Here is a 15,073-nt window from a genome sequence, read left to right as displayed (position 1 = left end):
CGGGCAAAAACTTGCTCCCCACTGCCGTTCCAGAAGCTGGGAGCCTTATCGACCGTTTGCCCTCTTACATTTCCGGTTTTTTTCTCCGGTCGTGTTTTTCGTAATATTCTTTTTTTCGACATACCTTTTCCGCTCCGCGCCTTTTATCAGCAGCGGCATGGATGAGACGTCCCGCTCGCACTGGATTCCCACCGAGAAATGGTAAGCGTCTTTCGACTGGTCCTGCGCCAGCGCCTAGTGCCGGAAAAAGCCGGTCGGCTCAGGCGAGCCGCCACTGTGCGCTTTCCTGCTGCAGCTCCACCATGCGCCGGTACAGGCCTCCCTCGGCCATCAGCTGCGCGGGCGAGCCCTGCTGCGCCACGCGGCCGTTTTCCAGCACCACGATATGGTCGGCTCCGGCCACGGTGCGCATCCGGTGGGCGATGACCAGCACGGTCTTGCCGGCCAGCAGGCGGGAGAGCGCCCCCTGCACCCTGGTTTCGTTTTCCACGTCCAGGCTGGCGGTCGCCTCGTCCAGCAGCACGATGGGCGCGTCCTTGAGCAGCGCCCGGGCGATCGAGATGCGCTGCCGCTCGCCGCCCGATAGACGGGCGCCGTTCTCCCCGATGGGGGTATGGTATCCGTTCGGCATTTTGCGGACGAATTCATCGCAGTTGGCGGCTCTGGCTGCGGCCAGCACCTCCTTATCGGTCGCACCGCGCCGGCCGAGACGGATATTTTCCAGCACCGTATCGTCGAACAGCACCACGTCCTGAAACACCATCGAGTAATCCGTTAGCAGCACCTCCGGCTCCACGGTGGCGATATCCACGCCGCCCACCTTGACTGCGCCCTCGGCAGCGTCCCACAAACGGGCAGCCAGCCGTGCGCAGGTGCTCTTGCCCGAGCCGGAGGGACCCACCAGCGCGGTCACCTCGCCCTCTTTTGCTGTAAAGCACACGTCGTGCAGCACCTTTTTCTCGTCGTAGGCAAACTCCACATGCTCGAATACAATGTCGTGTCCGTTGGGCTGAAACGCCGCCGCACCTTCTGCCACGGGCATGTCCTGAATCTCCATCATGCGGTCGGCGGAGACCTGGGAAACGAACATCTCCGCGATCAGCGCCAAGCTCTGGTCGAACGGCGCATAGATGCGGGTGATGACCAGCAGGAACAGGAACAGCAGCATAAAGTCGATGCGGCCGGAGAGAATCAGCTCCGCGCCCACGAGGATGGTCGTCGCCACACCAAGGCGCATAATCACGCTGGCCGCGTTCACCAAAAGGCCGGTGGATAATTCGCCGCGGATCGTGACCCGCTCATGTTCGTCGATCTTCTGCCCCAATTCTGCGAGGTAACGCGCCTGCTGGTTGGCGGCGCGGATCTCGCGGATGTTCTCCAGCGCCTCCTGCATCCCATCCGCCACGCGGACGGCGGCTTTTTTCGTCCGCTCGGCGCTGCGTCCCGCGAGCCTGCGGCTGCCGAACAGCAGGCCAAACGCCGCCGGCACCCCCCACAGGCAGGCGGCCGCCAGCCGCCAGTCATATACAAACAGGCATACGGCCGCGACCCCTGTGGAGATGTACGCGCCGTACAGATACCCCAGCACATGCGACCAGACGTGCTCCATGCGGTTCACGTCCCCCATAAGGGTCTCGGTCAGGTCGGCCAGATCCCGCTTGCCGAAATAGCCCAACGGAAGCTTGCGCAGGCGCTCCGCCAGACTGAGGCGGGTGGCCTTGACCTCGTTGTACACTAGGCCGTAGGTGGCGCGATACTGCTGCAAATGGGTCGCAAAGGACAGTAGGAGGAACAGCAGCACCCCCGTGATGAAAAGCGCCGCGTTGGGCAGCGGCTCCCCCTCGGTCAGCGCCCCCATAAAGCCGTCCATCAGCAGGTACAAGATGCTGATGCCTCCCAGAACGATCAGGTTGACGATGACCGTCCAGAAGGTGCCTTTTTTGACAGTTTGCACACCTTGAGCGGTCAGGGCGTATTTGCGCTGAAACTTTTTGCCAAACATGTTACTCTGCCTCCCTTTCGCTGGTGATCTTCCACTGGACCGCCGTGTTATAGTCCGCCCACATTCTGGCGTACAGCCCCGTGGCGGCGACCAGCTCCTCATGCGTGCCTTGCTCCGCGATGCGCCCTTCCTCCAGCACAATGATCTTATCCGCCCCCACGACGGTGGACAGGCGATGGGCGATCATGATGACGGTCCGGTCCCTGGTCAGCGCGGTGAGGGCCTTCTGGATCCGCACCTCGTTTTCGGGATCGGCAAAGGCGGTGGCCTCATCCAGCACCACGATGGGCGCATCCTTCAGGATCGCCCTTGCCAGCGCAATGCGCTGGGCCTCGCCGCCCGAAAGATAGGTCCCGTCCGAACCGATTCGGGTATCCAGCCCGTTCGGCAGCTTTTGCAGAATATCTCCGCATTGCGCTGCCGCAAGCGCGGCTTCCACCTGTTCCCGCGCGGCTTCCGGACGGGCGGCGCGGACATTTTCCAGAATGGAGGTCTTAAACAGGCGGCTGTTCTGGAAAACGAACGCGACCTGCTCCATCAACGTGTGCGGGTCAATCTGCCGCACGTCCACACCGCCGACCTCCACCACGCCCGACGACGCATCCCAGAAGCGGGGGATCAGGCTGGCGGCTGTGGTCTTGCCCCCGCCCGAAGGACCAACCAGCGCGACCGTCTGCCCTGGCTCCACTGTGAAGGAAACATGGGACAGCGCGGGCGTTTCCGCACCATCATAGGTAAAGCTGACGTCCCGAAACGCCACCCGACTGCCGCAGGGCGTCCGCGGATGCTGTGGCGACTGCAGGCTGGGGGCGCACATGACCTTATCGATACGGCTCAGCGCAGCGCTCGCCAGCATCATCCCCGAGGCGGCAAACATGATCTTGGCCAGCGCGGTGGAGATGATAGCCGAAAACACCGCGTAAAAGGCAAAATTGGTGATAAAACCGGCCAGACTGCCTGCGGCCAGCGCGCTGGGCGCGAGGAACAGCGCCGCGGGTACCAAAAACACGAACGCGCCCTCGGTGAAGGTCAGGTTTACGGACTGGGGTACTCGGCACACATCCGCCTGGTAGTACTCGGCCTTGGTGCTGTAATCCTCGATCGCCTGCTGGAAAGCCTTGAACGAATAGACCGTCTGCTGGAATATCTTGACCACCGGAATGCCGCGCACATACTCAGTACCCGCCTTGCTGATACGGTCCAGCGCGGCCTGATACTCCGCCATAATTTTGGCGTTTTTGCCGCCCATCATGGAAAACATGGCGATCACTGAGATCACCGCGGCCAGCAGGCAGGCGGCTCCCATCCGCCAATCAAAGGCGACCATCAGCGCCAGCATGCTCACAAACAGGACGATCGTTCCGATGATATCCGCCAGGTTGTGCGCCAGCAGCGTTTCGGTATCGGCCGCCGCCGCATCCAGCCGGCCGCGGATCAGACCGGACGCATTGGCGTCGAAAAAGCCCAGCGGCGCTTTCATCATATGGGCCATGCCCCGCTTGCGGATGTTGGCCGCGGTGCGAAACGCCGCCAGGTGGGTACACATCAGCCCCGCAAAATACAGGACGATGCCGCCCACCGCAAAGGCAAACGCCAGCCAGCCCCAGCGGGTAACGTTTTGCGCCCGCGTCCAGTCCGGTGCGGCGGCGATCAGATCGCGGGCGGCCAGCCAGATGCAGATGTACGGCGCCATGCTCAGTAGCATGGATACAGCCGACAGTGCCAGCCCCAGAAAGGTCAGCCCCTTTCGGCTGCCCGCATAGTCTAGCAGGATGGCCAGATCGCTCTTCTTTTTGTTTTTCATCTAAATAACCTCCTTTTGGTTAGCTTTTGCTAACTTTATGTCAAAACAACAGGGAATACGATGCCGCATTCCCTACTGTGTTCAACCAAACGAAAGCTCAAACAGACGCTCCCATCCGCCGGTGTAAAACGCCCGCAGCTGCTGCACATCCCGCAGCGCCTGGTCGTGCGGCATATCGTGGACCACTACCTCAAAAATGCTGTTGAACATGCCGCTGGCAATGATATGGCACAGGGAGCGATCCAACGGCGGAACCTCCTGCCCCGCGCGGCGCAGAACCTCGATATACTCGAGGGTTGCCTCGACCTCCACCTCCACCATGTTATGGACAAAGTTCTCATAGCTGGTGCCTTCCGCCCCGCACAGCAGCAGCTTTACCGGCTCCCGATGCTGGCAGATGTAGTCCACCATCCAGGTGAGATAGGCGCCGGATTCCTTCCCCACATGCGCCGGCTGCTCGGTCTCAGGCAACTCGGCAAAGGAAAGCTGCGCCTCCATGAACCGGCCCATCAGGGCGGCAGCGTGCGGCTCCACGATCGAAGCGAACAGTGCCTCCTTGCTGGAAAAGTAACCGTAAAAGGCGCCGGTGGTCACGCCGGCGTTCTTGACAATCTGCCGCAGCGAAGCGCCCTGAAACCCCTTGTCCAGAAATTCAGCCAGCGCGGCCTGTTCGATGTTCTCCAATGTGGTGGTGGCTCCCTCTTCCATTTAGCTGCACCTCACAATAACACTGTTATATAACATCGTTATTGTACTACGCGGCTTTGCATTTGTCAACCGGAAAACCATATTTTTGGCGCACCGGCCAAAAAGTCGACGGGAAGCGATATGCGACTCAACTGGTGCTTGCATTCCGGACAAATTTATAGTATCCTTTGGTTAGTTGACGCTAACCAATTATAAAGAGGAGGACATCCATATGTGGAAATACACGGTACAGGTCAGTGGGATGATGTGCGGGATGTGCGAGGCCCATGTCAACGATGCGGTCCGCAAAGCCTGCCCCGTAAAAAAAGTGCGTTCCTCTCACAGCAAGGGAGAAACGGAAATCCTCACCCCGGAAGAACTGGACGAGCAAGCCCTGCGGAACGCTATCTGCTCTACGGGTTATGAGGCGGGCGAAATCCGCAAAGAGCCCTACAAAAAACGGGGCCTGTTCGGCTAAACGCAATATATGAGGATTATGCCAGGCCGTGGAATATCCCCTATACCAATTAAAATACGTACGTTCTCTTCCATCGTGTCTCACCTTTTTGGGTCAGGTCCCTTTCAAGCGCCTTGCGGAAAAACCACAAAAACAAGCGGACAGACGACTACACAGCCCATCCAGGCGTTAGAATCAACCGCTATCGGTATGTTTTACTCGAAAATCACTTAAAAACCATCTGCACAAGCAGCATATAGCAGACGGTCCCGCCCGTGAGGGAGAGAAGCATCTGCTTTTTCCAAAGGTGCAATCCCACAACCACAGCCGCCGCAATCAGCTCCGGCAAACCGTGGTTCCCGCCAAAGACAGAGACATCTCTAAGGCAGTAAACCACCACAAGCTCTACCGATCCGGCAAAAACCAGCAGGCTCATGACCATCGGATATACAAAGCTGAACCCCGAAACGTTCATGTAGATGCCGTAGGCCAATCCCCAAAACCAAAATCCCGCAAAAATCGGGATGGTATATGGGAATACACATTTTAGCGCGTTTAAAACGATATTGCGTTCCCTCATGGCACCCCTCTTGAAATTATATAATAAACATACGGAAGCGCGCAGGAAAACCGCGATTATATTCAAAAAGGCGGCAAATGGTCGGATACCGAAAAAGCCGAAACGGTTGTGCCAGATAGCTTTGAAGAGTTTGGGCACATGCCGCTGCCGCAGAGCGAGAAAGCCCCCGAGATGACCACTCTGCTTGAAGACATTGCCGCCGGAAAGACAACTTCGCAGATCATCCGTGAAAATCCCAAGCTGGCGTTCCGGGTGAAGGAAATCGACATGCTACGGCAGACGCTGCTGTCCGAGAAATATGCCGAGCAGAACCGCATCGTGGAAACGCAATATCTTTATGGTGCGACCGGTACCGGCAAAACAAGCGGCATTTATCGGCGGCACGATCCGCGCGACATCTACCGCGTGACCAACTACCGGAACGGACGCGGCGTTTCTTTCGACGATTACCACGGACAGGACGTGATCGTATTTGAGGAATTTGCGTCGCAAATCCCCATCGAAGAAATGCTCAACCTGCTGGACATTTACCCGCTCATGCTGCCCGCCCGGTACAGCGACAAAGTCGCGTGCTACACCAAGGTATATATCACCTCGAACCTGCCGCTCGGCCGCCAATATCAAGCGGTGCAGCAGTATCACCCTGAAACATGGAAAGCCTTTCTGCGCCGCATCCGCACCTTCACCGAGTACCGCGAGAACGGCGCACCAATCACCCGACCCATCAGCGAATGGAGGTGGATGCTGGAAGATGGATAACCGAAAACGCAATCTGCTGGAACAGGAAACGCAGCGCAGGTATCTGCTGCTTCTGTTTCAAACTGGCCTCAAGGAGATCTGGACAGACCAGTACCGTCTGAAGGTATTGGTGCTCTATCTGCTCACCGTGCTTCTGTTCAGCATCATCCGCCCGTGGGATCTTGCGTACAGCGGACCAGATATTTTCGATGCAGTCAGCCGGATCGCGTTCAGCCTTTGCTTTCCGTTTCTCGTGTTCGGCGGTCTGGCTGTGCTCATTCTGTGGGCGGGTACGCCTTCCAAGGCGAAAAGCATCCAGAACAATTTGCAGCGTATCGGACTGGTCAACCACGCAGGTGAAACACCGTTGCTGGTTGCCGTCCGAACAGAGGAATCGGACGATATGCACAGCCGCATGACCGTTCTCGAGTTTCTGGCCTGCGGCGTTCCCAAGTCCGTATGGGAGGACAAGCGCGCCGATATTGAAACCGCGCTGAACATCCACATTGCAGACATCCGCGAAAGCGACGGCAAGCGTCGCATCCAGCTGTACACCGTTCCCGCCACGGACGAGCTGCCCAAGCTGCTGCCGTGGAAAGACGCCTATCTACGAGATGCGTTTCCCGCCTGCAAGTTAGTGCTCGGCGAAAGTCTGCTCGGGCCGGTGACGCTCGACCTCAACCTCATCCCGCATGTGCTGCTGGGCGGCGGCACGGGTTCGGGTAAGTCTGTGCTACTCAAGCTGATGCTGATGCAATGCCTCAAGCAGCCCAATATACAGGTTACGATCGCGGACTTCAAGGGCGGTGTGGACTTTGGCAGCCCATGGCGCAAGCATCCAAACTGCAAACTGATTCTCGACCGCGAGACGCTGCTTTGCTATCTGGATGACGTGACCGAAAAGCTGGAACAGCGCAAGGATATACTTGGCAAAGTCGAGCGCCGAGACATCTACGACTACAACCGGCATGAGCCGATTCCAATGGATCGGATCGTATTCGCAGTAGACGAGGTCGCCGAAATTCTGGACAAGACCGGCCTGACCAAAGAGGAAAAGGAACAGGTCGCCCGCATAGAAAACCGGCTGTCTACCATCGCCCGACAAGGGCGTGCGTTCGGCATTCACCTGTTCCTCTCCACCCAGCGACCGGATGCCAATATCCTTTCCGGCCAAATCAAGAACAACATCGGTTACCGCATCTGCGGACGCGCAGATCATGTGCTTTCCTCGATCATTCTGGACAACACGGATGCCAGCGACAAGATTCTGCACGACGCCCAAGGCCGTTTCCTCACAGGTGACGGCACAGTATTTCAAGCCTACTGGTTCGACGACACAAAGAAGATGTTTTGAATGGATAAACTGACCTATAACGCGCCGGAGCTGGCGCTGCTGCTCGGCATTAGCCGCAGCGCGGCCTATAACCTGATGCACCGCGCAGATTTCCCGTCCTTCCGCATCGGCAAACTACTGCTCGTCAAACAGGACAAACTCACCGAATGGCTGGACGCGCAGGGCAAAACCACCCACGGCTACCAGCCGCCGTACCTGTTCCCAGAAAGCGGCTGTTAAGCCTACACACAAACCCACATTGGCACACGATAAGGCGGGGCTGCCCTGCAATGGGCAGCCCCATTTTTGTACCGCAAGCAGCGCCCAATCCTCGCAGCCTGTGATATAATAGAAGCACCTAAATTGTATGTGCCGGAAAGGAGCATCCAGCAACTATGGCACGCAAAAGTAAAAAACGCGAAGCCGGCAGCGGCACGATATACAAGCGGAAAGACGGCCGCTGGCAGGGACAATATGTGTCCGGCCGCGATCCCATTACGGGCAAGCTGCTCCGTCATTCCGTCTACGGCAAAACACAGAAAGAGGTTGCCACCAAGCTGCGTGACGCAACCGCAAACATTGACCGCGGCACCTATCAGGAACCGAACCAGATCACCATTGCGACTTACGCGCAGGAATACTTCTCAATCTGTGCAGTCAATCTGGCGCATAGCACGCAGGTGACCTATCAGAAGATTCTGGGGAAAACCATATTCTTCCCGCGCTCGGCAAGGTCAAGCTAACCGATCTGACCCACCGGCAGGTAGAGCAGTTCGTCACATCCTTGTCGGTCAAAAAGAAGCAGTCCGCCAAAACCGTCCGCAACATCCACGGCATCCTGCACAACATGCTGGAATCCGCCATCCGCGACGAGCTGTTACTCCGTAATGTATCCGAGCGCTGCTCACTGCCGCGTGTGACTCAGCATCAGGTACGCGCGATCACGACCGCTAAGCTCAACCAGTTCCTGCGGGCAATCGACGGCAAGCAGTTCCGCAACATTTTCTTTATCGACATTTTCTCCGGCCTGCGCCTGTCCGAGATTCTTGGCCTGCGCTGGGAGGATGTTGATTTCGACCACGATTGCATCTATGTCCGCCAGCAGCTGCATCAGAAGCAGGTCAAGGGCGATTTCGGCTACTTCCTCGCGCCGCCCAAGGAAGGCAAGCAGCGCAAGGTGATCCTCGCGCAGAACGCCATGCGGGTCTTGTGGCATCAACGGGCAAAGCAGAATGAGCAGCAGCTGGCAGCTGGCGCACTTTGGGACAACAGCTTCCATCTGGTGTTCACGAACGATTTTGGACAACCGCTTAATCGGCGCACCGTGTACAAGCACCTCAAACGCATCCTGCTGGACTGCGGCATGGGCAATTATACCTTCCATTCCCTGCGGCATTCATTTGCGACGATCTCGCTGGAAAATGGGGACGACATCAAGACAATGCAGACGAATCTGGGGCATTACGCCGCCTCGTTCACACTGAAGACCTATGCCCATGTAAGTGACCAGATGCAGCGGAACAGCGCGGCACGGATGGATGCGCTGATTGCTTCCCTGCCAAAAGCAAAATAATCCTGATGCACTCAGGATTACACTCAAAATTTTCATTCCTCTAAAAATATTCGTGTTTTCCGTTAAAAAACAGCAAAAACCGCACTTTATCTTTCGATAAAGTGCGGTAATCTGGCGGAGAGTCAGGGATTTGAACCCTGGAGACGCTCATCACGCCTACACGATTTCCAATAGCAAAAGAAAGCATCCAAATACATTTATACGCTAATTATTTTGCATTTTTTCGCAAATTATTAAACAATAAATAACATTTGCCACTTTCTCATATTAAAGTTTTTAAAATTTCGGGTCACTTTTGGGCCAATAGCTAACCCCTCCAGCTTTTCAGCCGGAGGGGAGTTGTGCATTAACTTTAAATACTTACATCATCGTATGTACTGAGCATTATTATATCTTAATTGGGTGTAGAACGACGATGCGCATGGACTTTTGTTCCATCTTTTTTCGTATACGATTTGACCGGAACAATTTTCTTGTTTTGCTTTCCGCGAATGCTAGATATTGTTTTTGCCATATTATCCATTAAGCATTATGCAGTAGGGTTCGCAGGGGAGATGTTTCTCCCCTGCTCCCCGAGGCCTATCGATCAATCATCGACTGGGATGCGAAACGCTTTCAGCCCATAGTACTTTGCCCAATAGGTAACCCCATTGCGCGTGATGTACGGACGAAAGATATACTTCTCGCCATCGTTGCCTCGACCTTTGGTCGTATGCATATGCAATTCCTTCCTTTCCGGCCCGGAATTGCCTCTTGCATTCCACCACAATATATGATATTATAGTCTTGTCATTTAATCGCAAGAGTCGGGTGTAACCGGACCTGTGATCCCTAAGGAGTAACGTCGGCAAACGTTACTTCTTTTTTTGTTTATATGCAATTTCCGCTGCGCTTAATGATGTGCCACAGATCTTCGCGATCTGGTCAGGTCGCATATCTTTTATGATATGATCTGGCATTAGCAGTGCAGATGCAAATGTGTTGGCCTGCCACTCTGAATTACAATAAGCTGGAACTGAACGTCTATCGATTATTCTACTCAGGGCAAGGTCAACATCTCGATGCATAAAATAGTGTCCAAGCTCATGTGCAAGCGTAAAGCGATCCCGACCATTGCAGTTATAAGCGCCATCATATACACTTTGTCGAATCCTCATCAGGTTATGTCTTGGATCGTAGTTTGCCTCATCCAATCCACATTCACAATCTTCAACTATCTCAAAGTTAAATTGTGGATCGAACACAGGTAAAACGACCTCAATCATTTCAACAACCGGAAATAAAGCATTGTGCTCCAATCCAAATTTCTTCCGAATCGTTAATGCCAACCGCTTTATATCCCGTTTGCTTGCAGGCGGCACTAAAAACTCGCTCAATGGCAATCCCCCCTAGGGCTTTTTGTGCAAAATTTTCAAAATATCATCCATCTGCTTGCTTGACAACTCATCAAACTGTCGAGCAAATGCTAATCCAACATCACGCCGTTTATCTGTCGCATTTTCCAACGACAGGCTAACTTCCTCTCGAGTAATTGCATAGGCGTCCCATAATTCATCTTGCTCTTCATCGTTCAAACAATAATGATGAATGATGTCTTGTATCATCTTGTACTGCGGCTTGCGTTTTCCATTTTCCACCGCAGACAGGTTTGCCGAAGAGATACCTAAGATGTCCGCCATGTCTTTCAAAAGCTGTCCATTGTCAATTCGCAGTTTGCGCAGATATTTCCCCAACTCTGTCAACATGGCCAACGCCACCTCCTCCCCTGTGATGATATCATCATACACCCTATCCTGCGAACTGTCAATACCTATTTGTAAATTTATTTTACATTTTTGTAAATTGCAAAATCCCCCTCCGGATGCCGGCACAATACCGGCTCGCGAAGGGGATTTCGTTTGCTTACTTCTGCGCTGCAGGGCTTACTTCTCCCGTTAAAACTTACCGTAAGATTGCCGCCTACCTGCAGCGCCAGCAGCCGTCCCATATTGCAGGAACGGCGGTGCTCTCACCTTATCTTTTATTGTTCTGCCCTGATGATTACTTCACGATCTGATCGAGCAGCGCGAGCGCCTCACCGCGGGTAATCGGGTCGTCGAACCTCGTCTCGTTGATCTCTACACCCTTGGCAATCAGGCTGTCGTAGTGCTTCTGCGCCCAGTGCTCCTTTGCCGGTTCCTCTGCGGGCTGCTCCGGCTCTTCGGGATCCTCTTCCGGTTCGTCGTACGGGATGCCGAGCGTATCTAGGATGCCCTTTGCGTACGCCACACCGAACGCCTGCTGCTCTGTCAGCGTATCCGCCTGCGCCGCATCCGCCTTGGCATCGACAAACACGCCCTCGCAAATGACCGCTGGTGCGACCGTTTCGCGGATGAACGCATAGTAATCGCCGCTCTTTCCCGCGCGCGTCTTGACTCCGCGGCTGTTCTGGCCGATCGCCTTAACGTGCTTTTCAATGTTCTGCGCGAGTACCTTGCCCGTGCCGCCGTAGATCGTGTGGTAGACCTCGAAGCCGTCACCGCCGCCCGAGTTGTTGTGGACATCGATCGCCAAATCCGGATTATAGGCGTTGCACTCGCGGACCTCCTCATTGATGTCGTCATCCTCGTCCTTGGTGCGGCTCATGCGCACATCCACGCCGTACGCGGTCAGGAAATCGCGGCAGGTCAGCGCCATCTGCAGGTTGACGTCCTTCTCAACAATGTAGCCGACCGCACCGGAATCGCTGCCACCGTGGCCGACACCGATAAATACCTTCTTCTTGCTCATAGGGTCATTCTCCTCCTTACATCTAAAGCATACTACGCTACACACCGGTCTGCTGTCCGTGTCCTCCTTTTCAGGGGCAAACAAAACGCCCCGCCTTGACACAGGCGGGGCTTGTGGTATAATATCTATACAAAGGGGCGCTGCCGGCAGACGGTTTAGCCCTTAAAGTTAAGTGATCAAGAAATGACCGCATACTTTGTCAGGGTAGGGCGGTCATTTCGCATATATGGTCAGTATGTAAAGCAAACATGCCGTGCATACAGTGAAACGAAACAGTTTCCACCACACAAGCTATCACCCCCTTTCGCAAGGGAGTGGCTATAACCGCCCGCCGCTGGGAACGACAGCACCCGACATATTATACCATCGCATGCCGCCCTTTGTCTATATTTGCCGCCATCAGGCGGCTTTTTTTATTTCTGCAAAGGCGCTGTATAGGTTTTCGCCCGATCGCTGTCGGTCACGCCGCTGGTGGTCGGGTCGTTGAGCGCGCTCCAGACATTGCACGCGACCAGGAACAGGCAGTAGGGATTGCTCACCGTGCCTTTGATGATCTCCCACACGCCCGCCCAGGTCGTCATGTCGGCGGCGGTCAGGCCAGCATAGGCCAGCGCCGTCGCAAACGCGCCGAGGATGATCTGCACCCAAAACACGGGATTCTTAATTCTTACTTTCAAGTTCATAGACAAAACTCCCTTTCATGTCGCGGATATCATGCTCCGCCTCCAGCATGCGCCCCTCCAGTTTATAGGTGCGCTCGACGATTTTGTTGTGTTCGGCCACCTTTTTCTCCAGCTGCTCGATACGGTAGCCCGTCAGGTTGGAGGATATCAGGATACCGCCGAACGTACCCGCCAGCGTCCCGATCAGGCTCATGCCCGCCACGATTACCTCTATTGGCATAGATGGTGGGGCGGTTTGACCCGCCCCGTCACCTCCTTCCTGGTCAGCCCTGCAGGAACCCGTTTTCAATCAGCAGGTTCTTGTACGGCATGCTCAGCAGCTCCGGTACACCGGTCACGGTTGCACGCCAGTGGCAATACTGCGCACGCGCAAGGTCGTTGTGCTTAAGGCCGTGCTTGTAGTCGTACTTGTCCAGGCACACGCCAATGTCGCCGCCCATCGCCGCGACCTCCTCATAGTTTTCGATGTAGATGTTGTTCTTGTACATAATACTTTCCTTTCCGGCTTTCGCCTGTGTTTTATATTGTCACGCCATCAGGCGGTGACTTCTTCCCATGCCTGCGGGTAATCTTCCGGCGAGAAGTTCGTATCCTGCAGGCATTTATATGCTGCACCATCCGTCCAGATCATGTACTCGCCCGCGCGGTACATATCATGGCTTCCCTGTACCGGTACAAACGGCCGCGCGGTTTCCGGCGTCTTACCATGCAGCGGCCGCCAGAACGTGAACCACGCGGCGCTGTCCGGCGTGATATCCGGATAGGTGGCATTGTCGTGCGCCTGAAAGCACTCCCATGTCTGGCCGCCCGTGTTGCGGATATCTCCCACCGCATACTTTCCCAAGGTCCAGTCATCATACAGGCCGGATACCCTGATCTTTTGATCGTCGTCGGTCAAATCCGCTGTGTTTACCTGCCTGCGTGCAAGAAATATCGCGCTGGCGAGCGCTTTCAATGCCCTTTCTGTCACAGGTTAAGCCCCCTTTCTATTGCGGATGATATGTCATATACCTCGGTTTCGAGCATGGACACACGCTCCTCTATCGTGGATGGTTTATCATGGCACCACTCGCCATTATTGTAGAAATCCCCAATCCCGTATTGTTCCGGAAGCTCAACAAATCCTTTCATTTTCGCATACCACGCTTCCGCCTGCACGATATTTACACATCTTCCGTCCTCTATTACAGCAAATGTCATGTTTTATACCTCCACCGCAAGATTACCAGACCAGACGCACCTGCTCCGGACGTTGCATTCATGCTATACGCATCTGATGAACTGTCGTCTTCCATCGTTGAAAAGCATAGTGCCGCACCACCGCCACCACCATATGTACCTCCCGCACTTGCAGTGCAATTCAAATATCCGGTCGCTCCTGTTTTTACATTTCCATTCCCTGAATAATTGGAAACGCTACTCGTCGAAGAATTTGTGGCAGCTACAGCAGAACCTCCTCCAGGCGAATACCCTGTGCCTGTATTCTCCTCAAATGCAGTTGTTGCCCTTTGCTGGCCGCTGTTTTCCATTTCCTCATATTGCTTGGAACTCCAATTATATTTTCCTCCCCCTCCTCCATTTGTACCACCGTTGCCTGGACGCGCTCCATAAGAGGGATTAGAACTGCTGCTTGGCCGTGCAACCGCAGCGCCTCCACCACTGCCGCCGGATGCGCAATCCCCTTGCACCCCAGAGGCACTTGTGCTATGTCTTGGCGCGCCGGCCCCGTCGCCTCCCTCTGCAGTCAATATCACGCTGCTTCCCTTTTTTACAATGGTAGTTCCACCTTTATTCCCTGCCGCTGTTTCATATAATTCACCGCCATTAAAATCATCGCCCTGAAGGCTTGCCTTGGCAGCCGTTCCACCAGCGCCAATGGTTATCTCGATATCTTCTCCCGAATTGGTTTGATTCAAAAGTGTTTGCGTATATCCGCCCGCGCCCCCATCTGTCCCTGCAGAATCCACATATTTCGTGTTTCCGATATAGCACATCGCAGCGCCGCTACCGCCCCCACCTACTGCAAATACGTCAAAATCCTGTACGCTTTCTGAAAAGACGTAAGTACCCGATGTCGTTATTGTTCTCTGGTTTCCGGAATATGTATTTGCCTGTACGGTATATTTTGATATTTGTCCCCGTACTGCCTGCACAGCAAGCGTTGAAGTCGGGAATGATATATCAAGCGCACCTGTAAATCGGGCCGTATGCGCACCAGGCGGTAAGTCTATAAATGCTGTACCATTTATATCGGTAACCAGGCTATTGGTATCAATCATGAATGTAACGCCTGGGATAGGATCACTTTCACTATTTACAACCGTGATAGAGATGCGTCCATATATATCCGCGTTAATCAGCCCCAAAATAGAAAACGCATCTTTGGGTTCTGCCTGGTCATGCTCCAATTCAAGAAGGCTACACACATCATCCGGCAGCACATTCCC

The 15,073-nt window shown here is 54.8% G+C and carries 19 protein-coding genes; 6 read left to right on the top strand and 13 right to left on the bottom strand.

Annotated features, from left to right (window positions below; translation table 11 throughout):
- Positions 1 to 259: 259 nt before the first annotated feature.
- The 3 genes from OCV66_RS07405 to OCV66_RS07395 form a co-directional block, all read right to left on the bottom strand.
- Positions 260 to 2,002, bottom strand: a complete 1,743-nt coding sequence (locus tag OCV66_RS07405; RefSeq protein ID WP_054326438.1) for an ABC transporter ATP-binding protein — start codon at positions 2,000 to 2,002, stop codon at positions 260 to 262.
- A gap of 1 nt (position 2,003) precedes the next feature.
- Positions 2,004 to 3,806: an ABC transporter ATP-binding protein gene (locus OCV66_RS07400; protein ID WP_107631757.1), complete on the bottom strand. Its 1,803-nt coding sequence runs from the start codon at positions 3,804 to 3,806 to the stop codon at positions 2,004 to 2,006.
- Between the two features lie 81 nt (positions 3,807 to 3,887).
- Entirely contained in the window at positions 3,888 to 4,514 is a 627-nt protein-coding gene (locus OCV66_RS07395; protein WP_054326437.1) for a TetR/AcrR family transcriptional regulator, read from the bottom strand.
- Positions 4,515 to 4,725: 211 nt separating this feature from the next.
- Here OCV66_RS07395 and OCV66_RS07390 point away from each other — a divergent pair, with 211 nt between their 5' ends.
- On the top strand, positions 4,726 to 4,971 hold the full coding sequence (locus OCV66_RS07390; protein ID WP_107631755.1) for a heavy-metal-associated domain-containing protein: 246 nt from the start codon (positions 4,726 to 4,728) through the stop codon (positions 4,969 to 4,971).
- Positions 4,972 to 5,176: 205 nt separating this feature from the next.
- On the opposite strand, the gene OCV66_RS07385 is transcribed toward OCV66_RS07390, so the two are convergent.
- On the bottom strand, positions 5,177 to 5,530 hold the full coding sequence (locus OCV66_RS07385) for a branched-chain amino acid transporter permease (protein WP_082396847.1): 354 nt from the start codon (positions 5,528 to 5,530) through the stop codon (positions 5,177 to 5,179).
- Between the two features lie 138 nt (positions 5,531 to 5,668).
- Between OCV66_RS07385 and OCV66_RS07380 the strand changes: the two genes are divergently transcribed.
- The 5 genes from OCV66_RS07380 to OCV66_RS07360 all read left to right on the top strand — a co-directional run bounded on the left by OCV66_RS07380 (position 5,669) and on the right by OCV66_RS07360 (position 9,174).
- The gene (locus tag OCV66_RS07380) at positions 5,669 to 6,289 is read left to right on the top strand and encodes a P-loop NTPase family protein (RefSeq protein WP_054326436.1); all 621 of its coding nucleotides are present in this window, start codon (positions 5,669 to 5,671) and stop codon (positions 6,287 to 6,289) included.
- The gene (locus OCV66_RS07375) at positions 6,282 to 7,622 is read left to right on the top strand and encodes an FtsK/SpoIIIE domain-containing protein (RefSeq protein WP_054326435.1); all 1,341 of its coding nucleotides are present in this window, start codon (positions 6,282 to 6,284) and stop codon (positions 7,620 to 7,622) included. Before OCV66_RS07380 ends, OCV66_RS07375 begins: the two co-directional genes overlap by 8 nt.
- Complete coding sequence (locus OCV66_RS07370; protein WP_054326434.1) at positions 7,623 to 7,841, top strand: helix-turn-helix domain-containing protein; 219 nt, start codon at positions 7,623 to 7,625, stop codon at positions 7,839 to 7,841. It begins immediately after the preceding gene.
- 155 nt (positions 7,842 to 7,996) lie between these two features.
- On the top strand, positions 7,997 to 8,344 hold the full coding sequence (locus tag OCV66_RS07365) for a hypothetical protein (protein ID WP_147574044.1): 348 nt from the start codon (positions 7,997 to 7,999) through the stop codon (positions 8,342 to 8,344).
- A 41-nt stretch (positions 8,345 to 8,385) separates the two neighbouring features.
- Positions 8,386 to 9,174 (top strand): tyrosine-type recombinase/integrase, encoded by a 789-nt coding sequence (locus tag OCV66_RS07360; protein WP_147574043.1) that lies wholly within the window; start codon positions 8,386 to 8,388, stop codon positions 9,172 to 9,174.
- 854 nt (positions 9,175 to 10,028) lie between these two features.
- On the opposite strand, the gene OCV66_RS07355 is transcribed toward OCV66_RS07360, so the two are convergent.
- The 9 genes from OCV66_RS07355 to OCV66_RS07315 all read right to left on the bottom strand — a co-directional run.
- Positions 10,029 to 10,550 (bottom strand): ImmA/IrrE family metallo-endopeptidase, encoded by a 522-nt coding sequence (locus OCV66_RS07355; RefSeq protein ID WP_147574042.1) that lies wholly within the window; start codon positions 10,548 to 10,550, stop codon positions 10,029 to 10,031.
- Positions 10,551 to 10,562: 12 nt separating this feature from the next.
- Positions 10,563 to 10,919, bottom strand: a complete 357-nt coding sequence (locus OCV66_RS07350) for a helix-turn-helix domain-containing protein (protein WP_147574041.1) — start codon at positions 10,917 to 10,919, stop codon at positions 10,563 to 10,565.
- Between the two features lie 295 nt (positions 10,920 to 11,214).
- On the bottom strand, positions 11,215 to 11,943 hold the full coding sequence (locus OCV66_RS07345; protein ID WP_147574040.1) for an N-acetylmuramoyl-L-alanine amidase: 729 nt from the start codon (positions 11,941 to 11,943) through the stop codon (positions 11,215 to 11,217).
- A gap of 413 nt (positions 11,944 to 12,356) precedes the next feature.
- Positions 12,357 to 12,626: a phage holin gene (locus OCV66_RS07340; RefSeq protein ID WP_147574039.1), complete on the bottom strand. Its 270-nt coding sequence runs from the start codon at positions 12,624 to 12,626 to the stop codon at positions 12,357 to 12,359.
- Complete coding sequence (locus OCV66_RS07335; RefSeq protein ID WP_147574038.1) at positions 12,604 to 12,846, bottom strand: hypothetical protein; 243 nt, start codon at positions 12,844 to 12,846, stop codon at positions 12,604 to 12,606. Before OCV66_RS07335 ends, OCV66_RS07340 begins: the two co-directional genes overlap by 23 nt.
- A gap of 43 nt (positions 12,847 to 12,889) precedes the next feature.
- Entirely contained in the window at positions 12,890 to 13,114 is a 225-nt protein-coding gene (locus OCV66_RS07330) for a hypothetical protein (protein WP_147574037.1), read from the bottom strand.
- 47 nt (positions 13,115 to 13,161) lie between these two features.
- A complete protein-coding gene (locus OCV66_RS07325) occupies positions 13,162 to 13,596 on the bottom strand; it encodes a hypothetical protein (RefSeq protein ID WP_147574036.1) in 435 nt (144 codons plus the stop codon).
- The gene (locus tag OCV66_RS07320; protein ID WP_147574035.1) at positions 13,593 to 13,826 is read right to left on the bottom strand and encodes a hypothetical protein; all 234 of its coding nucleotides are present in this window, start codon (positions 13,824 to 13,826) and stop codon (positions 13,593 to 13,595) included. The genes OCV66_RS07325 and OCV66_RS07320 overlap by 4 nt, the downstream gene beginning before the upstream one ends.
- The coding region (locus OCV66_RS07315; protein ID WP_407933173.1) for a glycine-rich domain-containing protein at positions 13,823 to 15,073 on the bottom strand (1,251 nt) is incomplete at its 5' end. The genes OCV66_RS07320 and OCV66_RS07315, both read right to left, overlap by 4 nt.

This window comes from Agathobaculum ammoniilyticum (assembly GCF_025567315.1).
Classification (GTDB): Bacteria; Bacillota; Clostridia; order Oscillospirales; family Butyricicoccaceae; genus Agathobaculum; species Agathobaculum ammoniilyticum.
The sequence above is the reverse complement of the archived record's forward strand: the minus strand, read 5'-3'. Positions and strand labels throughout refer to the sequence as shown.